Annotated in this window: 23 protein-coding genes and 1 other annotated feature; of the genes, 3 read left to right on the top strand and 20 right to left on the bottom strand. The window is 35.6% G+C overall.

Annotated features, from left to right (window positions below):
• Positions 1-9: 9 nt before the first annotated feature.
• From ACPWSR_RS11715 to ACPWSR_RS11630, 18 genes are all read right to left on the bottom strand, one after another.
• Complete coding sequence (locus ACPWSR_RS11715; protein ID WP_426348407.1) at positions 10-1,059, bottom strand: ABC transporter permease; 1,050 nt, start codon at positions 1,057-1,059, stop codon at positions 10-12.
• Positions 1,060-1,071: 12 nt separating this feature from the next.
• Complete coding sequence (locus tag ACPWSR_RS11710) at positions 1,072-1,989, bottom strand: ABC transporter permease (RefSeq protein ID WP_426348406.1); 918 nt, start codon at positions 1,987-1,989, stop codon at positions 1,072-1,074.
• 291 nt (positions 1,990-2,280) lie between these two features.
• A complete protein-coding gene (locus ACPWSR_RS11705) occupies positions 2,281-3,888 on the bottom strand; it encodes a peptide ABC transporter substrate-binding protein (RefSeq protein ID WP_426348405.1) in 1,608 nt (535 codons plus the stop codon).
• Positions 3,889-3,973: 85 nt separating this feature from the next.
• Positions 3,974-4,942 carry an ABC transporter ATP-binding protein gene (locus ACPWSR_RS11700; protein WP_426351383.1) on the bottom strand — a complete coding sequence of 323 codons (969 nt, stop codon included), beginning with the start codon at positions 4,940-4,942 and terminating at the stop codon, positions 3,974-3,976.
• The gene (locus ACPWSR_RS11695; protein ID WP_426348404.1) at positions 4,942-5,952 is read right to left on the bottom strand and encodes an ABC transporter ATP-binding protein; all 1,011 of its coding nucleotides are present in this window, start codon (positions 5,950-5,952) and stop codon (positions 4,942-4,944) included. The genes ACPWSR_RS11700 and ACPWSR_RS11695 overlap by 1 nt, the downstream gene beginning before the upstream one ends.
• 11 nt (positions 5,953-5,963) lie before the next feature.
• On the bottom strand, positions 5,964-7,007 hold the full coding sequence (locus ACPWSR_RS11690) for an ABC transporter permease (protein ID WP_426348403.1): 1,044 nt from the start codon (positions 7,005-7,007) through the stop codon (positions 5,964-5,966).
• A gap of 15 nt (positions 7,008-7,022) precedes the next feature.
• A complete protein-coding gene (locus ACPWSR_RS11685; protein ID WP_426348402.1) occupies positions 7,023-7,940 on the bottom strand; it encodes an ABC transporter permease in 918 nt (305 codons plus the stop codon).
• 239 nt (positions 7,941-8,179) lie between these two features.
• Positions 8,180-10,690 (bottom strand): DsrE/DsrF/DrsH-like family protein, encoded by a 2,511-nt coding sequence (locus ACPWSR_RS11680; RefSeq protein ID WP_426348401.1) that lies wholly within the window; start codon positions 10,688-10,690, stop codon positions 8,180-8,182.
• Between the two features lie 47 nt (positions 10,691-10,737).
• The gene (locus ACPWSR_RS11675) at positions 10,738-11,037 is read right to left on the bottom strand and encodes an ArsR/SmtB family transcription factor (protein WP_426348400.1); all 300 of its coding nucleotides are present in this window, start codon (positions 11,035-11,037) and stop codon (positions 10,738-10,740) included.
• Between the two features lie 177 nt (positions 11,038-11,214).
• A complete protein-coding gene (locus ACPWSR_RS11670; protein ID WP_426348399.1) occupies positions 11,215-11,901 on the bottom strand; it encodes a metallophosphoesterase in 687 nt (228 codons plus the stop codon).
• Positions 11,902-11,909: 8 nt separating this feature from the next.
• Positions 11,910-12,176 (bottom strand): EscU/YscU/HrcU family type III secretion system export apparatus switch protein, encoded by a 267-nt coding sequence (locus tag ACPWSR_RS11665; RefSeq protein WP_426348398.1) that lies wholly within the window; start codon positions 12,174-12,176, stop codon positions 11,910-11,912.
• A gap of 11 nt (positions 12,177-12,187) precedes the next feature.
• Positions 12,188-13,825, bottom strand: coding sequence for a hypothetical protein (locus tag ACPWSR_RS11660; protein ID WP_426348397.1), 1,638 nt, complete (start codon positions 13,823-13,825; stop codon positions 12,188-12,190).
• Between the two features lie 130 nt (positions 13,826-13,955).
• The gene (gene tyrS, locus ACPWSR_RS11655) at positions 13,956-15,176 is read right to left on the bottom strand and encodes a tyrosine--tRNA ligase (protein ID WP_426348396.1); all 1,221 of its coding nucleotides are present in this window, start codon (positions 15,174-15,176) and stop codon (positions 13,956-13,958) included.
• Positions 15,177-15,377: 201 nt separating this feature from the next.
• A complete protein-coding gene (locus ACPWSR_RS11650) occupies positions 15,378-15,791 on the bottom strand; it encodes a hypothetical protein (RefSeq protein WP_426348395.1) in 414 nt (137 codons plus the stop codon).
• Positions 15,792-15,982: 191 nt separating this feature from the next.
• Entirely contained in the window at positions 15,983-17,056 is a 1,074-nt protein-coding gene (locus tag ACPWSR_RS11645; protein WP_426348394.1) for a diguanylate cyclase, read from the bottom strand.
• A gap of 75 nt (positions 17,057-17,131) precedes the next feature.
• Positions 17,132-17,623: a YajQ family cyclic di-GMP-binding protein gene (locus tag ACPWSR_RS11640; RefSeq protein ID WP_426348393.1), complete on the bottom strand. Its 492-nt coding sequence runs from the start codon at positions 17,621-17,623 to the stop codon at positions 17,132-17,134.
• 131 nt (positions 17,624-17,754) lie between these two features.
• Positions 17,755-18,870 (bottom strand): Ger(x)C family spore germination protein, encoded by a 1,116-nt coding sequence (locus ACPWSR_RS11635; protein ID WP_426348392.1) that lies wholly within the window; start codon positions 18,868-18,870, stop codon positions 17,755-17,757.
• Positions 18,860-20,266: a spore germination protein gene (locus ACPWSR_RS11630; RefSeq protein ID WP_426348391.1), complete on the bottom strand. Its 1,407-nt coding sequence runs from the start codon at positions 20,264-20,266 to the stop codon at positions 18,860-18,862. Before ACPWSR_RS11630 ends, ACPWSR_RS11635 begins: the two co-directional genes overlap by 11 nt.
• A 93-nt stretch (positions 20,267-20,359) precedes the next feature.
• Here ACPWSR_RS11630 and ACPWSR_RS11625 point away from each other — a divergent pair, with 93 nt between their 5' ends.
• The 3 genes from ACPWSR_RS11625 (at position 20,360) to ACPWSR_RS11615 (ending at position 21,802) form a co-directional block, all read left to right on the top strand.
• Positions 20,360-20,548, top strand: coding sequence for a hypothetical protein (locus ACPWSR_RS11625; protein ID WP_426348390.1), 189 nt, complete (start codon positions 20,360-20,362; stop codon positions 20,546-20,548).
• A 6-nt stretch (positions 20,549-20,554) separates the two neighbouring features.
• Entirely contained in the window at positions 20,555-21,430 is an 876-nt protein-coding gene (locus tag ACPWSR_RS11620) for a GerAB/ArcD/ProY family transporter (RefSeq protein ID WP_426351382.1), read from the top strand.
• Positions 21,431-21,637: 207 nt separating this feature from the next.
• Positions 21,638-21,802, top strand: coding sequence for a zinc-ribbon domain-containing protein (locus ACPWSR_RS11615; protein ID WP_426348389.1), 165 nt, complete (start codon positions 21,638-21,640; stop codon positions 21,800-21,802).
• Positions 21,803-21,836: 34 nt separating this feature from the next.
• On the opposite strand, the gene ACPWSR_RS11610 is transcribed toward ACPWSR_RS11615, so the two are convergent.
• On the bottom strand, positions 21,837-21,965 hold the full coding sequence (locus tag ACPWSR_RS11610) for a hypothetical protein (RefSeq protein WP_426348388.1): 129 nt from the start codon (positions 21,963-21,965) through the stop codon (positions 21,837-21,839).
• Between the two features lie 38 nt (positions 21,966-22,003).
• Positions 22,004-22,543, bottom strand: coding sequence for an ECF transporter S component (locus ACPWSR_RS11605; RefSeq protein ID WP_426348387.1), 540 nt, complete (start codon positions 22,541-22,543; stop codon positions 22,004-22,006).
• A 175-nt stretch (positions 22,544-22,718) separates the two neighbouring features.
• Positions 22,719-22,953 (top strand) — a binding site (T-box leader).
• Positions 22,954-22,972 lie beyond the last annotated feature (19 nt).

Here is a 22,972-nt window from a genome sequence, read left to right as displayed (position 1 = left end):
TCCATCCTCCTATTTCTTAAGCTTAGGGTCAAAGGCATCTCGAAGACCATCTCCCAGAAGATTAAAGGTCAATATTATTAGTGAAATTAATACAGCAGGCACCAAAAGTCTCATAGGATAGGAACGAACTCCTCCCAAGGCCTCCTTGGCCATGGAACCGAGACTGGGCATCGGTGCTGACACACCAAGACCTATAAAGCTTAAGAAGCTTTCAGTAAATATTGATGAAGGTATCTGAAGAGTTGTGATTACTATAAGAGTACCTACACAGTTAGTAAGTAAATGCTTTCCTATAATCCTCCTATGACTAGCTCCCATAGCTCTTGCAGCAGTAACATATTCCTGCTCTTTTATAATTAGCACCTGACTTCTAACAACTCTTGCCATGCCCACCCAATAAAGCAGAGAAAAAACTATAAATATACAAATCAGCGGAACTCCCACTACCTCTATCCAACTAAGGAAAGCAAACCTTTGAGCCAAGGCCTTAATAGGCTCCTTAAGGGTAACAGCCAAAAGTATTATGAGCATAATGTCAGGAACAGTATAGATGATATCAACAATTCTCATCATTATCATATCTGTCCTCCCACCAAAATAAGCGGCACTGGCTCCGTAGATAGAACCAATGAGAAGTATAAGAACACTAGCTATTAAGCCTACAAGCAAGGATATACGAGCTCCCATCATAGTACGAACTAGATAATCACGACCAAGTGCATCGGTACCTAATATATGAGGGAATACCTTTTCCCCAGCGTCTATACGCTGCTGCTCTAGTTCTGAATACTCCATTGGAGCTAAGTTTTCGCTTTCCCTTATCTGCTCCTTATAGCTATATGGCCAGAAATTAGGCAATATAAAAGCAAATATCATAACTGCAACTATTATAAATGCTGAAACCATAGCTATTGGATTTTTTGATAATCTTATTAAGCCATCCTTAAAGAAGCTTGTGCTTTTTCTCATGACCACAAGGCCCTGCTTTTCACTTTCATCAGCAGGAAGGAAATCCTTCACATCCAGCTGCATGGTAATATTATTTTTAACACCTTCCATTTTAAAGCCCCCTTAGTTTAACTTTATTCTTGGATCAATTATTTTATAAGCTATATCTACTAATACATTCATAAAAATAATTAATGTAGCATAAAATATCGTTGTTCCCATTACTAAGGGATAATCTCTGTCAGTAATAGAGCTGATAAAACTCCTGCCAAGACCAGGAATTGTGAATATCATTTCTACAATAAAGCTACCACAGAGTATACTCGCTATCATCGGTCCTAAATAAGTAACTACTGGCAACACTGCATTTCTCAAGGCATGCTTAAATAATCTTTTATATTGAGGCAATCCCTTTGCTCTTGCTGTTGTCATATAATCCTGTCCTAAGACATCCAATATACTAGATCTCATAAGTCTCGATATATATGCCGAAGGATAAAGGGATAGAGATATTACTGGTAATATATAATGCTGAGCTGACCCCAAGCCATAGGTGGGTAAAAGCCCTAACTTAACACCTATAAAGTACAAGAGCAAGGTTGCCCCGATAAAGCTCGGTATAGCTATACCTGTGGTTGCAAAAACAATTATTCCATTATCTATCCACTTGCCCCTATTTAGTGCAGCGGTACATCCTAATGGAATACCCACACAGATAGCTACTACTACAGCCATACTTCCTAGCTTAGCAGAGATAGGAAAGCCTTCTGCGATTATATCATTTACAGTTCTTCCCCTATTCTTAGTTGATAAACCTAAATCACCTTTTATTACATTCTTCAAATAATTAACATATTGAATTGGTATAGGCTTGTCCAACCCGTATTTCTCCTCCAAAGCTTTCATTGTAGCTTCAGACTTAGCCTTTTCACTCTGAAAGGGTCCCCCAGGAATTAAGTACATTAAAAAAAAGGTAATGGTTGTCACAATAAATAGTGTCAATAAACCGTAACCTATTCTTTTTAGTATGTAGCGAATCATACTGTCACGCTCCCCCGATTAACATTTTTTATATAATATACCAAAAATATCTATTGATATATGTATATTATTATAGCAAGAAAAATATAATTATAAATATAATATTGATATTTTGTTAAAAAATTATGAATAACACAAATAATATACTATTATTAAGATAAAAATTTAACTAATTAACAAAAATAAGTCTGATTTTTGCGACTTTTCCATTTATTGTAAGCAACAAACTCAGAAAGCTTTCTTACAAAAAAAAGAACTGGAATAAATTCCAGTTCTTTTTAATATTATTATTTATTTTACTGATGAATACATGAAGTATTTATAGCCTAGAGGTGAAGAGTAGAAGCCTTCTACATTTTCACTAAGCATATAAACATCTACGTAGTAGTATATTGGACAAAGCATCCATTCATCGAAGATTATATCCTCAGCTTCATGCATAAGCTTCATACGTTCTTCTGCATCAGAGGAGGATTTAATCTTTGAGATAAGCTCATCGTATTCCTTATTTGACCACTGAGCATCGTTGTTTCCTCCATCAGTAATCCACATATCAAGGAAGGATATAGGATCATTATAATCTCCAAGCCATCCATTACGTGCTATGTCATAATCTCCATTTTTACGAGTATTTAAGAAGGTTCCCCATTCTTGTGATACTAATTCTACCTTAACACCTATCTTAGCCCACATATCTTGAAGAGCTTGTCCTATTAATTGGTGTCCAGTATCTTCATTGTATAAATATTCGAAAGTAGGAAGTCCTTCGCCATTTGGATAGCCTGCTTCTTCAAGAAGCTTCTTAGCCTTTTCTAGATTACCTTCGTAATCTGTAGGATCATAATAGTCTCCACCAACTTCTCTAAATTCTTTTTCAGGATCTGAATCAGAAAGTCCTGTTGCAACGAATGCACCAGCAGGAACCTGACCTGCTTGACCTATTTCTTCACAGATAAAAGTTCTATCTACAGCTAGAGTAAGAGCTTGTCTTACTTTAGGGTTTGATAGATATTCATTTTCAGTATTATAGCTTACATAATATGTTCCAAGCTGACCTTCCTTATAGAAGTCACTTTGCTCAGACAGTCTAGCTAATTCATCATTAGGCATGGTATCAACAAATAGTAATTCTCCAGTCTCATAAGCTGAAAGCTCAGCGTTATCATCTTCCATAAGAACAAACTTAATCTTTTCTGGTCCTAAGGCTTCTACGTTCCAATAGTTTTCATTCTTTTCATATAGCATGTAGGAATCATGTACCCATTCCTTAAGAACATATGGACCATTTCCTATGTAAGTAGCAGGATCTGTTGCCCAAGCTTCTCCAGCTTCTTCTACTGTAGCCTTTTGTACTGGGAAATATGCTGGGAAAGCGCATAGCTCAAGGAAATATGGAGTTACTGAGATTAGCTTAACCTCTACTGTCTTTTCATCCACAGCTGTTACATTTAATTTACCATCAGCATAGCCTTCAATTACTTCAAACATGTAAGCATAATCAGCAGCAGTATCAGGGGATATAGCTCTATTCCAGGAGTAAACAAAATCCTCTGCAGTAATAGCGCTACCATCACTCCACTTTAAGCCCTCTCTAAGAGTAAAGGTATAGGTTAATCCATCTTCACTAACCTTATAAGACTCAGCTTGGGCCTCAGTAGGTACTCCATCCTTATCAAGAGTCATAAGTCCTTCAAAGCCATGGATGATTAAGGTAGCACCATCAACAGCTGAGTTAAGAGCAGGATCGATGGTATCTGGTTCTGGACCTACACTTACGGATAAAACAGACGCATCAGCGTTGCTATTTGTTTTTCCTTCTGAATTGCCGGCACAACCGCTTAATATACCTGTTACCATAACCAAGCATAAAGCCATTGCTAAAGCTTTCATTTTTCTCATAAAAAAATCCTCCTTATTATGTATATATTTGTTTAGCTAAATGCTATAACATGCAAATTAATTTAATGGGTGTATCTTTATATAACTACTTAACTTTATCTAAATGGTGACAAGCTACGAAATGACCTGAGCCAACCTCTTTCAGATCTGGCTCTGCCTGTGCACATAATTCAGTTGCATAAGGACACCTAGTACGGAAATGACAGCCACTGGGTGGATTAATTGGACTTGGCACATCCCCCTGGAGCACAATTCGCTTCTTATTCTTGCTTTCCTTAGGATCAGGCACAGGTATTGCAGATATCAAGGACTTGGTATATGGATGTAGTCCATGAAAGGTTATTTCATTGCTGTCAGCAAGCTCAACAATCTTCCCTAAATACATAACTCCTATCCTATTGGATATGTGCTTCACAACAGATAAGTCATGAGCTATGAAGAGATAAGTTAAACCTAAGTCACTCTGAAGCTCCTCAAACATATTGACTATCTGAGCTTGTATAGAAACATCCAGTGCTGAAACAGGCTCATCACAAACTAAGAATTCTGGATTTACTGCAAGGGCTCTTGCAATTCCTATACGCTGTCTCTGTCCCCCTGAAAATTCATGTGGATATCTATTAGCATGCTCACTATTTAAACCAACTCTTCTGAGCATCTCTATTATCTTTTCCTGTCTTTCCTTTCTATTAGAAGCCAGATTATGTATATCAATAGGCTCTGCAACAATATCAGCAATGGTCATTCTAGGATTTAGAGATGCATAAGGGTCCTGAAAAACTATCTGCATCTTCTTTCTATAAGGAAGCATATTAACATTAGTTATATCCTCTCCCTTATATATGATTTTTCCTGAAGTAGGTTCATATAGCCTTAATATAGTTCTTCCTGTTGTACTTTTACCGCAACCAGATTCTCCTACTAGACCTAAGGTTTCCCCTTTGTTTATATAAAAGGATATATCATCCACAGCCTTTACATAATTCTTTTTAAACATTCCTGCTGCTACAGGGAAATACTGTTTTAGATTTCTAACTTCTAGAAGCTTTTCCATCACTTTCTCTCCCCCTTTTCTCCCATAAAGGACTCCTTCTGCAATAGCCAGCAGGCACTATAATGAGTTTCGTTTATATCTGTATATGGCGGCATTTTCTTAAGACAAATCTTCATGCATTCCTTACATCTAGGAGCAAAAGGACACCCTGCTGGTGGATTTAGCATATCTACAGGAACACCGTCTATAGGAACAAGCTTTTCATGCTCTTCAGACATAAGCTTAGGTATACTGTTTATAAGCCCTTCAGTGTATTTATGCTTTGGATTATAGAATATATCCTCAGCGGTGCCATACTCTACTACCTTACCAGCATACATAACAGCTATTCTGTCACACATGTTGGCAACAACTCCTAAGTCATGGGTTATCATTATTATTGACATTCCAAGCTTATCCTTCAGTTCCATCATAAGCTCTAAAATTTGTGCCTGAATCGTCACATCTAATGCTGTAGTAGGCTCATCGGCTATTAAAAGCTTAGGCTCACAAGCCAGAGCAATAGCTATCATTATTCTCTGCCTCATCCCCCCAGATAGCTCATGAGGATACTGGCTGAGTCTTTTTTTAGGATCATTTATTCCAACTAAGCTTATAAGCTCCTCAGCTTTCTTCAAAGCCTCTTTTTGGCTAGCACCAGTGTGAAGTCTTATTACCTCAGTGATTTGATTTCCAATAGTATAAACAGGATTCAAGGAGGTCATAGGGTCCTGAAATATTATACTAACCTCTTTTCCTCTGATTGTCCTTAATTCTTTTTCAGACATATCTGTTACTACATGTCCATTAAAGGTTGTTTTACCTCCAACTACCTTTCCAGGATGAGCAGTAAGCCCCATAAGTGAAAATGCTGTAACGGATTTACCACTGCCAGATTCACCAACAATACCTAGGACTTCTCCCTCCTTGAGACTCAATGAAACATCATTTAAGGCTTTAACCTCTCCCGCAGGGGTAAAAAATGAAAGCTTAAGATTCTCGATATCTAATAATATATTTTTATCAGCCATTTTCTTCCCTCCTACTTCTTTAGTTTTGGATCAAAGGCATCTCTAAGTCCATCACCCAAAAGATTAAACGCAAGTATTATCAAGGAAATTAATATTGCAGGCACTAAAAGTCTTACAGGATATGATCTCATTCCTGATAATGCTTCCTTTGCCATGGAACCAAGGCTAGGCATTGGTGCTGAAACTCCAAGTCCAATAAAGCTTAAAAAGCTTTCAGTAAAAATTGATGAAGGTATCTGTAGAGTAGTCATTACTATAAGTGTACCTATACAATTTGTAAGGAGATGATTCTTTATTATCCTTACATGACCAGCTCCCATAGCCCTTGCTGCTGTTACATATTCCTGCTCCTTTATTGTTAGTACCTGACTCCTAACAACTCTCGCCATACCAACCCAGTAAAGAAGAGAAAAAACAATAAATATACAAATCAGAGGTACACCGATTATATTTATCCATGAAAGGAAGGTATATTTATTGGCCAGCCCCTTTATAGGCTCCTTTAAGGTAACAGACATAAGTATTATGAGCATAATATCAGGAACGGTATAAATGATATCAACAATTCTCATCATTATCATATCTACTCTGCCACCAAAATAAGCAGCGCAGGCACCATAGATAGAACCAATAATCAAAATAAGCACACTAGCTATCATTCCTACAAGCAGAGAAATTCTTGCTCCCATCATAGTTCTAACTGCATAATCACGTCCTAGGGAATCAGTTCCCAACATATGAGGGAATACTTCTTCACCAGCTTCAATTCGGTTCAGCTCCTCAAGAGAATATTCCATTGGGGCTAAATTTTCACTACCTCTAATCTGTTCTTTATAATTGTAAGGCCAAAACTCTGGCAGTATAAATGCAAATATCATAACAAGAATAATTACAAATAAAGAAACCATAGCCACAGGATTTTTTTTCAATCTATTAACTCCATCCTTAAAAAAGCTGGAGCTTTTTCTCATGGTCACTAAGCTTTGCTTTTCACTTTCATCAGCAGGAAGAAAGTCAGAGACATCTAAATGCATAGTATAGTTTTTACCTTCCATAATTCTCCCTCCTCCTTAGTTAAGCTTGATTCTAGGATCAATTATTTTATAAACTATATCTACCACTACGTTCATGATAATGATTAATGAAGCATAAAATACAGTTGTTCCCATAACCAAAGGATAGTCTCTATCAGTTATGGAGCTAACAAAAGAACTTCCAAGACCAGGAATGGTATAAATAGTTTCTATTATAAAGCTTCCACAGAGAATAGAAGCTATCATAGGTCCTAAATAAGTTACAACAGGTAAAACAGCATTTCTTAATGCATGTTTAAAAAGTCTTTTAGCTTGTGATAAGCCTTTTGCCCTTGCTGTAGTCATGTAATCCTGTCCAAGAACATCTAATATACTCGAACGCATTAATCTAGATATATATGCACAAGGATATAAAGCCAAGGAAATTACGGGCAATATATAATGACTAGCAGTACTTAATCCATAAGTAGGAAGCATCCCAAGCTTTACCCCTACAAAATACATGAGCAGCGAACCACTTATAAAGGCTGGCACAGCAATTCCTGTAGTGGAAAAAACAATTATAAGATTATCCAGCCACTTTCCTCTGTTCAGTGCTGCAATGCAGCCTAAGGGAATACCGATAGATACAGCAACTACTATCGCCATACTTCCAACCTTTGCAGATGTTGGAAAACTTTGAGCTATGATGTCATTTACAGTTCTTCCTCTTTGTTTAGTTGATAAACCCAAATCACCTTTTAACAAGTTTTTCAAATAATTAACATACTGAACCGGTAAAGGCTTGTCCAGACCATATTTCTCCTCTAAAGCCTGCATTGTAGCTTCAGATATAGCCTTTTCACTTTGAAAAGGTCCTCCCGGAATTAAATTCATCAGAAAAAAGGTGATAGTCGTTACAATAAAAAGTGTTAATAATCCATAGCCAATTCTCTTTAATATGTATCGACTCATTTTTTCACTCTCCTATGTTTTATTATGCATTTAATTATATCACTTTTTAGAATATTTTAAAGTTTTATAATTAATTTTGTATTTTTATATAAAGATTTTTGATAATTTTTGATGTTTTATAAGTTATAATTTACATTTATTGAAATATATGTTTTTTTATTTTCCATGTATTTACCATTTTTTTTATTTGCAACAAAAAAACAACCTGCCAGTGTAATTCTGACAGATTGTTCTAATTCCTATATAAATAAATTTACGTTAGCTTCTTCTGCTTCTCCAAGGTAGTAACCAACTCCACCAAAGTTAACTCCTGGAATCAGTTCTTCCTCTCTTATTCCCATTACATCCATGGACATAGTACAGGCAACTATATTCACTCCATTGTCCATAGCAGCTTTTATGAGGTCTTCTAAGGATTGAATATTTTTATCCTTCATTACTCCTCTAATAAGCTTAGCTCCCATTCCTCCCATATTCATGCGGGATAATCCTAATTTCTTTGAGCCTCTAGGCATCATCATACCAAATGCCTTCTCAATGAAATTTTTCTTCACCTCTACCTGTTCTGATTTTCTTAAAATATTTAATCCCCAGAAGGTAAAGAACATGGTTACCTTTTTTCCCATGGCAGCTGCGCCATTGGCTATGATAAAGGAGGCAATAGCCTTATCTAGATCTCCACTAAAAACAATCATGGTTTTTCCATCCTTTGTATCAAATACCGTACTTTCCTTAGATTCCTGGAGCTCTCCAGAATTGCTGTTATTATTTCCTCTTCCTTTTTGAATATCAGCATATATAAGCCCACAATCTTTAGTGAGGTTTAAAAGCTCATTACTGGTAGTTTTACACCAGGCTTTTACATCCTCATAAAAACCACTATCTGATGCTTTTATCTTTAAGATATCTCCATCCTCTAAAGAGTCCATTTCCATCTTCACTCTCATAAGAGGACCTGGACAGCATAATCCGCAAGCGTCTACTTCTTTAACCACTCCAGATTTAGCAGATTCATTTATTTTAGAGCTTTTTTTTTCTGTTACTGCAACTTCCTCAACCTGCTGCATAGAAACATTACCTTCTGCTTGTCTCTCCCCTGGGATAAAGCTAGCAAGCTCGTAGGATTTAAAGCCTCCCGTTACATTCTTCACCTTAAAGCCCTTAGCCTTTAATATTCTTGAAGCAATATAACCTCTAAGACCTACAGCACAGTAGGCAATGATAGTTTTATCCTTGTGCTCCTCTAGTTCACCAAGTCTAGCTCTTAAGTCATTTAAAGGAATATTCATATACCCCTTTACAGCACCTCCCTGAACCTCTATGTCATCTCTAACATCAAGAAGTAGCTCTTTCTGAAAATCAATGTTATTCATATGCTCAGGTGTCACTACTTCCACTAAACCTTTTAGTACGTTTTGAGCTACGAAGCCAGCCATGTTAGCTGGGGATTTGGCAGATAAATATGGTGGAGCATAAGCAAGCTCTAATTCAGCTAAATCCTCTACAGTACCTTTAAATTTAATAACTGTAGCAATAACATCAATAACCTTATCCACACCATCATACCCCATGGCTTGGGCTCCAAGAACTCTTCCTTCATCATTAAAAATCAGCTTTATATTGAGTCCTGTCGCTCCAGGATAATAGCCTGCATGATTATTTGGATGAACAAATATCGATTTATGTGGAATTCCAGCCTTGTCTAATATTCTTTCATTATTTCCTGTGGAAGCTGCCGTGAGATCAAATATCTTTAATATTGAGGTTCCCATTGTTCCTAGGTAGCTAGAATTTATACCAGCAATATTATCTGCAGCTATTCTTCCCTGTCTGTTAGCAGGGCCTGCAAGAGGTATAGCAGTTTTATTTCTATTTACATAATCAACTACTTCTACTGCATCTCCAACGGCATATACTCCTTCTGCTGAGGTCTTCATGGAGGAGTTAACTATTATATGACCTCTCTGTCCAAGCTCTATACCGCTATCCTTAAGCCACTTTGTATCAGGAGTAACCCCTATAGCAGCTATCACTATATCTCCCTTTATATTCTTTCCACTAGCCAATAAAACTTCAACAGCATTACCTTTATCCTGGAAGCTCTTTACTCCATCCCCTAAGATTAGCTCTACCCCTTTTTCCTCCATAGCTTTTTCAGCTATAGTTACCATATCTGAATCGAAGGGTGCTAGTATATGAGGAGCTGCTTCTACTAAAGTCACCTTAATTCCTTTGTGTATTAAGTTTTCGGCCATCTCAATACCTATGAAGCCTCCACCTATAACCACAGCTTCCCTTGTTCCCTTAGAATCTACTGCTGCTTTTATATAATCAGTATCCCTAACATTTCTTAAGGTATATATTTTATCTCCATCTATTCCAGGTATTGGTGGGGTCATGGGCCTAGCTCCTGGTGAAAGAACCAAATAGTCATAGCTCTCCTGATAGGTGGTCCCATCATTTTTCTTTACGGTAACACTCTTATTTTTGCTATCAACGGAAACAACATCACTATTAACTCTAACATCAATCTTAAATCTTGCATTCATTGCTTCTGGAGTCTGAACCAAAAGCTTTTCTCTTTCAGTAATAACATCTCCAATGTAATAAGGAAGTCCACAGTTTGCAAAGGAAATGTGTTCCCCTCTTTCAAACATAATAATTTCGCTATCTTCCTCTAATCTTCTGAGTCTTGCAGCGGCAGATGCTCCACCTGCTACCCCTCCTACTACTAAAATCTTTTTACTCACTATAAAATACCTCCAATTACTAAATAATTTTCTTTGACTTTTAAAAACTATAATTTATCCTTATCAATTATCGTCATGAGATTAAGCACTAACTTTTCTGCTTCCTCTGAGGAAACTCTGTATATTATCTCTAGTCCATTTCTTTCACCAGTGATTATCCCAGCACTTCTAAGCTTCTGTAGATGCTGAGAAACAGTAGATTGAGGCATGTCTAGACAGCCCTGCATCTTACTGACATTCTGAGGGCCATTTTTTATAAGTCCGTTTACGATACAAAGCCTAACAGGATGGGCCAGTACCTTTAATAATTCTGCAGCTGATTCTAGCTCTTTATAATTAAATTCCAAAATTCCACTTCCAATCTAAATGTCTTTTTAATATATCACTATATCTTAATATTACGATATATAGATATACTTTGTCAATCCCTTCCACGGTAAATAAATCCATTAAATATATCTTAATGAAATAGAAACAAAAAAATAAAGCCCTCAAGCTTTTAGAGTCAAAGCTTGAAGACTAAATTACATTATTCTCACAGGATCAAAATTTATAAAGTCACAGGAGGTCATAATATATTCAACGTTATTTCTTTCACCCTGTAAAACCCTATTCAAGGAAGGCCCATGGAGATGACCATAGATTACCTTTTCCACAGAGTACTCCTCAAAAATTTCAGTAAATGCAGAATCCTCAAAGCGCTCATTAGTAGGAGGATAATGAATCATGCATATAAACTTCTTAAATCCATCTTTTACAGCCATATCTAAGGATAAGCGGAGTCTAATCTGCTCCCTGGCATATATCTTTTCATCCTTTTGAGACAAGCCATTGCCACTAGGGCATATCCATCCTCTTGTACCACATACAGCATAATCCTCATAGGCAAAATAGTTATTCTGGATAAAATGCATATTTTCATAAAGCCTATTAAGCTTTGTAATGCCACTCCACCAATAATCATGATTACCCTTGATTATCAGCTTCCGTCCTGGCAGCTCATTTATCCAGGCTAAATCCTCCATACCCTCATCTATACTTATAGACCATGAAATATCTCCTCCTATAAGTACCGTGTCCTCATGGGTTATTTTTTGAAGCCAATTTGTGCGAATCTTCTCGTGATGTTTATACCAATGGTCTCCAAAAACATCCATTGGTTTATTAGCTTTAAGGGCCAAATGCAGGTCAGATATTGCGTATAGGGCCATATTAAACCTCACCTTTCATCTATTAGTTTATCCACTGAAGCAATGTATGCTATAACATAGGCTACTGCCTCATAGAGCTCCCCTGGTATATACTCTCCCACTTCCACATTGGATAGAAGCTCAGATAGCTCCTTGTTATATACCACAGGAACATTATTAAGCTTTGCTTCTTCTATTATTTTATCTGCTATAAATCCAGCTCCCGCTGCTGTGACTATAGGAGCCTTGAGGTTATTTTCATATTTCAAGGCTGCAGCCTTTCTTCTATGCTTCATTTTAACACCACCTAAACTAAAACATCAACTAAAACAGAGTTATCCTGCTGAAAAAATCTTATTAAGGGGGATATCTCCTGCCCCTCCTCCTTGGTAGTAAATTGTATATTAGTATTATATCCTAAATTTTCAAGAGAAATTAGAAGCTTATCCTCACTTATTTTAAAGACCTCTAAGCTCTCTTCTGGAACAGCTATAGTAACCTTTAAATTCTTATCTTTAATCTCTAGATAGCCATCAATAATTCCAAGACGTGGCGCGGCAACAGATACAACAAGCTTCATTTCCTTAGAATCTAACGTCTTCCCTCCCTCTCTACTATCCTTTATTATAAGCTTAAGAGGATATTCTTTTTTATATATCCTTAAGGGAATATCTAAGTAATAGTAATCCTTGGAGAGATGGTTTAAGATCTTCAAATCCTTCGTCCTAACATCCAATTCCTTTTCTAAGGCAGCTGTAACCTTTCCTTTATTAACCTCCTCTATAACCTTTTCTAACATTTCCTTGAGCTCTTTACCCTTAACCACAAGCTCTTTTAAAACCTCTTCCTGCAACATTTTTATAGGTCTAGTCATAGCTCCTTTTACTTGATCCTTCTCTAGAACACTAGTGCTTTCACTCTCATTAATACTTATAGCATCAGCTTCTTCTACTTCAGAGCTCACTTCTAGAAAAGGCTTATCTTCTGTAAGTTTCATGTTAGTATCAGGGTTATTCTTGTCAACAGGTATATTAGCAGAATGTAAATTTTCCTTAGCAGACTCAGCGCTAATAGAACCCTTATCACCTGTCACTATGGCTTCATTTATTAACCTTGACACTGATTCAGTGGCCTCTCCCTCTAAAGTAGTACTTGGATTACCTTGAGAAGGGGTTTCCATTACATTATCTAAAGCTGTATCGATACCTTTAGGAAGGATATTCTTGGCAATCATAGGAGCTCCATTCTTATTCTCCAAGGTTTTAAGAGCATCAAAAAGTATTCCCCTGCTATGAATAAGCTTTTTATACCCAGTAATATTCTCTTTAGAAAGGGCAATATCATTTTCTAAAAATATAATAATATCCTCCTCTGTTAGAGTAGACATTTCCTTAAAGGCTTCCTTAAGCGTAAGCCTTACTTCCCCTTCCTTTAGGGGCTGAAAGGTATCACCCTTGAGTTTTATATATTTATCTATAAGCTGATCTATATATTCCTCACTTTTTAAGCCTTCTCCCCATAGATAAAAAACACTCTTAACAAAGGATAGATTACTTTTAGTCAAGGGTATATTATGTCTTAAAAGTAGACCGGCCATATCCTTGTCCTCTGGTGCTATTCCTTCTTTTAAAAATTTATCTTTAACTTCTCCTTTTCCTTCTCCTTTAAATCCTTCCTGGGCTTCTTCATGGATAATTTTTAAAAAGACCTTTCCATCTTTAAAATCCTCTAACTGGAACAAGAATTTAGAAAGATAGGCTTCCTTTAGATTACCAACTATTCTTGCCCTAAGCTTATAACCCTCGGGAAGGAGTATCAGAGCTTCTTCACCTTCTAAATTGATTAATTCACCTTTAAAGCGTTCCCCTAGGTTAAGGGAAACCTTACTTATAGTCTTTCTATTTATAGGAGTTGTAGGACCATTTATATTGTTTAAAATAGGCATAGCTTATACCTCTCATTTGCTTCTTTTTATAATTATCGTTTTATATTACTCATACTGTATAAAAAATATAAAGTAAAATGGCTGCCCTTAGAGGTTGATTAACCTCTAAGGGCAGCCCTATTAATTAGTTCTATTCTACAATTATTCTATTAAATTTTTTCTTTCCACGCTTAATCATAAAGCTTCCATCAATAATATCCTCAGCATTTAAGCATCGTGAAAAGTCTACTATCTTCTCATCATTTAGGGATAAACCACCCTGCTGAATTAATCTTTTACCTTCAGCCTTAGAAGGAACAATCTTAGTTTCTACTAATATATCAAGAAGCTGAGCTCCTACCCTATCACTTCCGATAGTGGAAGTAGGCACATTCTCCATATTACTTCCAGAGCCAAATAAAGCTTCTGAGGCTTCTTTAGCCTTTTGAGCTTCTTCTTCACCATGAACGAGCTTTGTAACCTCGAAGGCTAATACTTTTTTAGCTTCATTGATCTGTGAGCCCTCTAGGGCTGATAAACGTCTTACCTCCTCCATTGGTAGGAAGGTTAATAGAGATAAGCATTTTTCTACATCGCTGTCATCAACATTTCTCCAATATTGATAGAATTCATAAGGAGTAGTCTTTGAGCTGTCTAGCCATAAAGCTCCTTTTTCTGTTTTTCCCATCTTCTTACCTTCACTGTTTGTAAGAAGTGTGCAGGTCATGGCAAAGGCAGGCTTCTGAGCTTTTCTTCTTATAAGCTCCATTCCAGCTATCATATTAGACCACTGGTCATCTCCACCCAGCTGCATTGTACATCCATACTTTTGGTTTAGTACATAAAAGTCATATCCCTGCATTAGCATATAATTAAATTCTAGGAAGGAGAGTCCATTTTCTAATCTCTGCTTAAAGCATTCTGCTGTGAGCATTCTATTTACAGAAAAATGCACCCCTACGTCTCTTAAGAAATCTACATAATTTAGATTTAATAACCAATCACCATTGTTTACAAGAAGAGCCTTTCCCTCTTCAAAGTCTATAAAACGTGACATCTGCTTTTTTATAGCAGCTATATTATTGTCAATTTCTTCTTTAGTAAGCATCTTTCTCATATCTGTCTTACCAGAAGGATCTCCTATCATGGCAGTACCACCACCTAATAGTGCTATAGGCCTATGCCCTGCCTTCTGCATATGAGCCATAAACATAAGGGCAATAAAATGTCCAACATGTAGGCTATCTGCTGTAGGGTCAAAGCCTATATAAAAGGTCACCTTTTCTTTTTCTAATAATTCCTTTATTTCTTCTTCATGGGTCAGCTGTTTAATATATCCTCTTTCCATTAGGTCCGTGTAAACACTTGTCATGGGAATTCCTCCTTGTGTAAATACTACTACGGTATTGAATTTATATATTCCTTTGTTACCATATATATTTTATAATAAAAAATTAAAAATGCAAACAGAGTTTTGGCAAAAATAACAAGGCCGTAGGATAGGAACTACCTTACAGCCTCTTTTATCAAAATACAATATATCTTTTTTAGATTGTAGTTATTTTCTATATTATTATGCTACGTACTTTTTAATAAATTCAGGCATTTCGCTACAAGACTCTTCATTGATGTTTATAAAGAAATCTACATTAAAAAGCTCACTTACATCCTCTAATTTGGCAAATAAAAATGCAGCATTAGGAAGATCTCCGTCTACTATATTGCACAGACCATCAATATATATCTGTTCAATATCATAGTCACCGGAGAGAATGCCGCACAAATATCCATACAACCCCTCGAAGTCTTTGAGTTTATACTCGTTAGTTGCAATGAATCTAATATTCCTATTTAGTGAATACATTGCTCTGCTGTCATCATCAAGATACACAACATGCCCCTTAATAGTTTCAGACTGTGAGTTTGCTAATTCAATTAATCTTTTAGTTTTTCCAGAACCTCTCTTGTTACAAAATACTTGAATCATTAGAACCACCCCTTTGATTTTTTTAGGTGAAAAACTTGATTAAAGTAATTATATAATAGTCAGAATATTTTTGCAACGCTTTACATTAATCTATATTTTTATTATTATCAAAATAGCTTTTATTATTCGCAGTTTACTAACATAAGCTAAAAAAATCATTAAAATATAAATTAAAAATAAAGCTTTTTTTATTAGACTCCCATGAGCACAACACTATTTTTCCCCATGTCTTTTGCCTTATACAAATTCCCGTCAGCGATGAATAAAAGCTCCTCTACATTGCTTCCATCCTCAGGATATAAGCTTATTCCAAAGCTTGCGGTGATAGTCTTTATCCTTCCTCTATAATTAAGTTCATTATTGGATATTTTGTCCCTGATAATATTTATCTTTTCAAACAAAGCTTCCTTAGAAGGAGGATTATCTATAAATAAAACCAGTTCCTCTCCACCATATCTTGCTAAGATGTCACCCTTGCTGATATTTTTTTCAATGAGCCGAACAGTTTCAGTCAATACCATGTCTCCAAAAGGATGTCCACAACTATCATTAATAGCCTTAAAATCATCAAAATCTATCATAACAACAGCAAAAGGAGAATTATTTTGATTTATTCTACGACTTAAAAAATCAACGAAATATTTTCTATGGTATATATTCAGAGCAGGATCTCTTTTTGAGCTTTCCTTAATTTTTCTGTACAGCAGACTATTCTCCAAAGCTATTCCAATTTGATTGGCAATGGAGGATATAAACTTAATATGGTCATTATTAAAAAAATTACAATGAGTATGCTCAACTATAATATAGCCAGCAAATTTGCCTCTGAGCTTAATAGGCACACCGATTACAGAACAAATACTCCCTCTTTTACTGTCATTTCCATACAATGGCTTTGCAGAATTCATAACAAAGGGATTCCCGTTTTCAATATTTTGATGAAAGGCCTTCTCTAGTATATCCAAATCTTTATCTCTACAGTTACTAGCTCTTACACGAAGATAGCCATCTTCCTTCAGATATATAGATGAATATGTGGCTCCTAAAATGCCAATAATCATATCATTTATCCTTTGAGTAAGGCTTTCACTGCTTAGGTAAGAATTAATGTATTTGCTTATTTCTATTATATTAAAAAATGCATCCAGTGACTTCTCAAGCTTAATGTTTTTCTCGCTTAGGGTTTGAATCTGATCCTCAGCCAGGGCTTGATAGCTCAAGAACTCCTTCATCAGCAAATTGTAGGCTTCCCTGTAATCATCCATAACTCTTCTCCAGTCGCTTATTATATTGATTATAGGAATTTCATCATAATTACTTATATTACAATTATAACATTATTATCTATAATTTGTAAATTGAAGTGGGATACTAAAATCCTTTTCCTTTAATAAATTTATTGCAGCCTGGAGATCATCTTTATTTTTTCCCGATACTCTTAGCTGATCATCCATAATCTGTGTCTGCACCTTCAGCTTTGAAGCCTTAATTTCTGCGGAAATTTCCTTAGCCTTTTCCTTCTCTATTCCATTTATAAGGGTAGCCTCCACTCTAACAGTTCCGAGATTAGCCTTTTCTATCTTTCCAAAATTCAAAGCCTTGGGTGATATACCACGTTTAACAAACTTACCTTTTAAAATTTCTATTACTGTATTTAGCTTATATTCATCGTCAGATATGATTTTTACTGAATCCTTTAATAACTCTATTTGTGATTTGGAATTTTTAAAGTCATATCTTTGTTCTATTTCCTTTTTTGCTTGATTTATTGCATTATCAACTTCCTGCATATTTACCTGTGAAACTACATCGAAAGAATATGTACCAGCCATAGGACCCTCCTATTTTTAGAAAATTATGGTTATAGTAATATTTATAGTTTATTTCATTTACACAACTATTTCAACACAGAATAAAAGATTTGATGCTTCATGGCCTAGTTTAATCATGAAGCATCAAATTTTTAATTAGTATTTTGAATATTAGTAGAGCCTCGAAGAATTACTTCGGGATAAACCTCTAGTTTTATATTTTTTAAGCTATGGATATGATCATTAGATATACGCTGCTTTTCCATTTCTCTAGTTAAGTTCAAAATATCTAAGCCCTTACGGTTATATTCATTGTAAAAGGCTTCAGTACTATAAATAAGGGTTTCCTTTGCTTCTCTAACAATCTTATCCATAGTTTCTACTGTGAGCTTCAGCTCACCCTGAGCTTCTCCAATTATACCCTTTAGCTTAATTTTTTTAATTAATTTCGCCTTTCCATTCTTAAGCTCAAGCTTAGTTGAGGTACTCCCTCCATCTATACCTAGAGTTATTAAATTATCTTTATCAGAAGGATTAGGGACCTCTATAATTCCTCTATTTACTCTTCCCGTAAGAAGGTTATAATTCATAACCTCTTTTTCTTCTAACCTATCAACAAGCTTTCCATGCTGAATAACACCTCCACCTACCAGGTGGAGCTTTTCTTCTCCTGCTTCCTCCTCAAGCTCTAGTGCTGTAAGCACTGTTATTCCACTTCCAATTCTCTTTTCTGTGAGATAATCATTGACATTCAAAAATATAGTTTTTGAGGATGCTCCAACCTTATTAACTATATCATTAAGAAAGTTGCCTAAATAATCTTCGTTAGAGGCAGTCATAGTCATAAGCTTTTCAATATCCCCATAATATACAAACAAATAGGCTCTAACGTTTAGCTCCTGAGCTCTATTTAGATAATCCATATATTTATCTATTCCGCTTTCTGCAGCCTTTTGAGAAAATATTATAGCCTTATTTTGAGAAAAATCCAGCATAAAACTAGCTGATAGACTCATATCTGAGATAGCCTCTAGAAGAGACTTACCCTCACCCTTATAAAAGCCTCTCTGCCCTCTTTCAGAGCTTTCTCCTGCATCTCTATAGGGTCTTAAGGTATCTCCATATACTATGATGTTGTCATTTTCATCCATATCAATGAGCATGCTAGTAACGAAAATAACCTTATTTATATCTCTATAGCTATAACAACCAGAAAATAATAATATTGAGATTATTATAGGTATCAACAGCTTTATCCTAGCCCTCATTTTCATCCTCCCTTTCAAAGATACAGTAAGAAATATTCTTTAAATCACCTCTAAAAAGTATATCTTTATACTTAAATTTTCTTAAGGTACCAACAGGGAATACAAAGTTATAGCCGCAGCTGTCTAAGGATGCAATATGAACTATAAGTAGCACTGATCCTATATAAAAGCCTGGTAGCCCTAAAAAAGCAGAAAATAAAACAATTATTATGGACCAGGTTGAGGTAGCAGTATAGAGCTTAGGAACCAAAAAATAAGAAACCATGCTTATAGATACAATAACTAGGGTTATCCTTGAGGCAATACCAGCACCGACTGCTGCATCACCTAAAATAAGACCAGCCACTATGCTCATTGCACTTCCCACTGCCCGAGGCATCCTGAGGCCAGCCTCTTTTACCAGCTGGAAAAGAAACATCATTATTAAAATTTCCACCACTGCTGGGAAGGGTACTCCTGCTCTATTAACAGCCATCCTAAAAATAAATAAGGATGGTATTAGAGAAAAATGATAAGTAGTTATGGCTAAATACAACCCTGGCAGGAAAATAGCCATAAAAAAGGCCAGCCATCTAATTATTCTATTAAAATTACTAAAATACTTATTGAGGTAATAATCGTCAGCCATTTGAAAGCTTTCCATAAAAAAATGTGGAGCAGTTATGGCAAATGGGGTTCCATCAACTAACACACAAACGCGGCCCTCCATAATCCTTGCAGAAGCAATGTCTGGCTTTTCTGTATAGCCCAAGGTATCAAAGGTTGTAGATTTGCTTTTAAGCTTCTCTTCAATATAGTTTATATCCAGTATGAAGGGGGATTCTATTGAATTTATAGCTCCTCTTATCCTCTCTAACAGCTTTTCAGGAGCTATCCCCTTTAGGTATACAAGCACTACCGTGGTATGGCTTTTCACTCCAGCACTTAGCACCTCAGTTTTCAAATTTTCATTTCTCACTCTTCTTCTAATCAAGGTTACATTATCCACAAAGGCATCGGTAAAGCCTTCTCTTGGTCCTTTTATAACCTGTTCCGTATCAGGAATTCCTATACCTCTTCTATTAAAGCTTTTAACATCACAAACAAGCATAGTACTCTCATTATGAGCAATTATAACCACATCACCCATAAGAACTCTAGTATAAACCTCTTGAAGCTCATAAAGCTTATGTACGTCATTGATATTAAGTATCCTATCACTAACATCCTGAAGATTTTTAATATCTTGAGTCATGCGCTCCATGGGTTTTATTATAAACTCACTGATGAACTGAGTACTGCTTAAGGTATCAATAAAAACTATTGTCACATCACCAATGCTAGTTTTTATCTCTCTAAATTTCACATCATAGGCATTCTTAAAGTTATCTTTTAAGGTATTTACTATATTATTCATTAATCTCACCCCATTTTATTATCTCTCTCCAGGGGTTTAATATTCACTTTTTTGAGAATAATAACAAGGAAATATCCTAGGAGGGTTGATATAATGAATACTTTATCCAGCAAGCATCTTATCTTTCTTTTATCTTTGATAGGCATATCGTCCTTAAACACCTATTCATCAGTATATATTCGCCAAGGGGGAAGGGATAGCTGGATAGCTATGATTGCTGCTTCCATTATTTTTTTACTCATATCCTTCCTTATGCTTAACATTATGAAAAAGAAAAATTGATATTCCATTAAAGACATTTTTCATAAGGTCTACGGAAATGCCTTTGGCAATATTCTCCTTGCACTTATAGCCACTATGTTTCTTATCACTGCAATAGAAAGCGTTGGTGTAGAAGCTATCACTATTAAAACTAACATCTTTGACGAAACACCTATATGGTATCTAATAGCCTTTTTTGTAATTCCAGCCTTATACCCACTGCTTAAAGGCTATGTTTCTATTTTCTTAGCTGCAATTATTACTGTAATTTTTGTATATCTATCAGAGATAATTACCGGTGCCTTCTCCCTACAATATAAGCACTTTGATTACATTCTGCCAATTTTATCCTCCGGAATAACCAAAGAGCTTATTCTATGTACCATGCAGATACTAGGGCTCTACGGAGCTTTATTTATTATATTACCTTACATCACTCATGTAATAAGTAAAAAAACCCTGAGAAGAGACTTCATTATAGGAATAGCTATAGTTATTGCTGTTTCACTATTTTCCTGTATAAGCATGCTGGCTACCTTTGGTCCCTATAGGGGAGGGAATATATTCTTCCCTAAGCTTCTCGAGACCCAAAGAATCAGCTTCGGAGGCTTCATAGAATTTGGAGAGCTATTTGCCGTTCTACAGGTAGTATCAGGATGGTTTATAAAATACATCCTTGCAATGTATTCAATTATACTGCTCTATCAAAACCTCTTTGAAAGGAATAAAATCTTTTATTATGCGCTGTCAATCATAGTATTTATAGCAGCATATTTATCCTGCCGAAACAACATAGCTTTCTTCAAATTATTAAATTATTATTCCTATATTTCTTTAGTTGTATATATCCTTTTACCCCTTATAACCTTTATTCTTTTCTCATTAAAAAGAGAAAAAAATTGACTTGTTGTTATTTTTTGATATTTTTTACAATTTGCTTTATTTAGATATTGCCAAGGATTATTCCTATGGTATAATCAAATTATAAACAGAATTGTTTATACAGTAATGATTCGGTAATTTTATAGTAAAGGTACTTCCTTCAAAAGATATAGGAAGATTCTCTGAGCGGTAAAATTATCCTATATTTTAAGGAGGTTGTTTTTATCCATGGATGACAAGAAAATAATCTGTAAAGACTGCGGTCAAGAATTTTTATTTACTGTAGGAGAACAAAATTTCTACAAAGAAAAGGGTTTCGAAAACGAACCAGTTAGATGCCCAGAATGCAGAAAAGCAAGAAAAGTTCAAAAGAATACCAGAAGAGACAGATAATAACCCCAAAAAAATAACCTGCGCCTCCGCAGGTTTATTTTTTTCCTAATCTCTTCTCTCTTCTCTCTTCTCTTTTCTCTGCTCTTTGCCCTTTTCTCTTTGCCCTTTTCTCTTTGCCCTTTTCTCTTATCTTTTCTCTTTTCTCTTTTCTCTGCTCTTTCATCTCTGCTCTTTCAGCTCTTAGCTCTTACTTCTTACTTCTTAGTTCTTACCTCTATTCAAAACCGTCGTCTTCTCCAACCCCTTCAACAAAGGCATCGCAATCACAATTCCAGCACCTACCTGAAATATATTAGCAGGAACATCCTTTAAAGCATAAATTAAAGCTACTTTCCATCCTAATTCTCCTGTAATAAGCGCTCCTATCAGAACCTGAGCTAGAAAATATGCAGGAACCATAAATATACTGGCTGCTAAAAAAGCGGGAAGCTGTGCCTTAAAACCTAAATTTCTACTCTTACTCAATATATCTCCTGCTATATATGCCATTGTGCCCTTTATAATAAAGGTAAAAGGTGCCCAGATTGCAAAGCCACTTAGTATATCGAAAAGTGCCATTCCTACTGCAGAAGCATAAGCACCTCTTTTTTTACCTAATACAACAGCAGCAATAAAGATCATGGAATCACCTAAATGTACCATTCCTCCCCCTACCGTAGGTATATGAATCATATAGGCTGCCACAAAAATTATGGCTGCCATCAAGGGTATCTGAACTAAATCTCTTAATTTACTATTCATATGTGCTCCTCCCAGTTAATAACGCAAATAGAAATATTAATCCATATCAATTATATAATAATATAGTTAAAATTAATATATAAATAGCTATTATCATAGACTTTGTATATTAGTCTTTATTTTTCTTGACAGCAAATCCTTTACCATCTAATATAATATTAATATATTTATTACTTTAAAAGCAGTGATGAGAAGCAAGTAAGCTTTAAAACAGACTTAAAGAGAGCTGTAGTTGGTGGAAATACAGCAGTTATGTTAAAGCCGAATGGGTCTCTGAGTGACTTTGTGAAAATATAGTAGCTTAGTCCGCAAGCCAGCGTTAGAGGCAGAGTTTAGCTTATATAAGAGCTTTACTCGTAGAGTGAGACCTTTCTCAATTATAGGTGGTACCGTGCTAATGCGCCCTATGGATTTATCAATCCATAGGGC

It is taken from the genome of Alloiococcus sp. CFN-8 (assembly GCF_049943125.1).
Classification (GTDB): Bacteria; Bacillota; Clostridia; order Clostridiales; family Clostridiaceae; genus JAEXZL01.
Note: the sequence above shows the minus strand (reverse complement) of the source record. Positions and strands in the feature narration are given on the sequence as shown.

Coding starts and splice junctions, on each gene's coding strand:
- ACPWSR_RS11715 (WP_426348407.1), bottom strand. CDS start 1,059: ATGGAAGGTGTTAAAAATAATATTACCATGCAGCTGGATGTGAAGGAT.
- ACPWSR_RS11710 (WP_426348406.1), bottom strand. CDS start 1,989: ATGATTCGCTACATACTAAAAAGAATAGGTTACGGTTTATTGACACTA.
- ACPWSR_RS11705 (WP_426348405.1), bottom strand. CDS start 3,888: ATGAGAAAAATGAAAGCTTTAGCAATGGCTTTATGCTTGGTTATGGTA.
- ACPWSR_RS11700 (WP_426351383.1), bottom strand. CDS start 4,942: ATGGAAAAGCTTCTAGAAGTTAGAAATCTAAAACAGTATTTCCCTGTA.
- ACPWSR_RS11695 (WP_426348404.1), bottom strand. CDS start 5,952: ATGGCTGATAAAAATATATTATTAGATATCGAGAATCTTAAGCTTTCA.
- ACPWSR_RS11690 (WP_426348403.1), bottom strand. CDS start 7,007: ATGGAAGGTAAAAACTATACTATGCATTTAGATGTCTCTGACTTTCTT.
- ACPWSR_RS11685 (WP_426348402.1), bottom strand. CDS start 7,940: ATGAGTCGATACATATTAAAGAGAATTGGCTATGGATTATTAACACTT.
- ACPWSR_RS11670 (WP_426348399.1), bottom strand. CDS start 11,901: ATGGCCCTATACGCAATATCTGACCTGCATTTGGCCCTTAAAGCTAAT.
- ACPWSR_RS11665 (WP_426348398.1), bottom strand. CDS start 12,176: ATGAAGCATAGAAGAAAGGCTGCAGCCTTGAAATATGAAAATAACCTC.
- ACPWSR_RS11660 (WP_426348397.1), bottom strand. CDS start 13,825: ATGCCTATTTTAAACAATATAAATGGTCCTACAACTCCTATAAATAGA.
- tyrS (WP_426348396.1), bottom strand. CDS start 15,176: ATGACAAGTGTTTACACGGACCTAATGGAAAGAGGATATATTAAACAG.
- ACPWSR_RS11650 (WP_426348395.1), bottom strand. CDS start 15,791: ATGATTCAAGTATTTTGTAACAAGAGAGGTTCTGGAAAAACTAAAAGA.
- ACPWSR_RS11645 (WP_426348394.1), bottom strand. CDS start 17,056: ATGGATGATTACAGGGAAGCCTACAATTTGCTGATGAAGGAGTTCTTG.
- ACPWSR_RS11640 (WP_426348393.1), bottom strand. CDS start 17,623: ATGGCTGGTACATATTCTTTCGATGTAGTTTCACAGGTAAATATGCAG.
- ACPWSR_RS11635 (WP_426348392.1), bottom strand. CDS start 18,870: ATGAGGGCTAGGATAAAGCTGTTGATACCTATAATAATCTCAATATTA.
- ACPWSR_RS11630 (WP_426348391.1), bottom strand. CDS start 20,266: ATGAATAATATAGTAAATACCTTAAAAGATAACTTTAAGAATGCCTAT.
- ACPWSR_RS11625 (WP_426348390.1), top strand. CDS start 20,360: ATGAATACTTTATCCAGCAAGCATCTTATCTTTCTTTTATCTTTGATA.
- ACPWSR_RS11615 (WP_426348389.1), top strand. CDS start 21,638: ATGGATGACAAGAAAATAATCTGTAAAGACTGCGGTCAAGAATTTTTA.
- ACPWSR_RS11610 (WP_426348388.1), bottom strand. CDS start 21,965: ATGAAAGAGCAGAGAAAAGAGAAAAGAGAAAAGATAAGAGAAAAGGGC.
- ACPWSR_RS11605 (WP_426348387.1), bottom strand. CDS start 22,543: ATGAATAGTAAATTAAGAGATTTAGTTCAGATACCCTTGATGGCAGCC.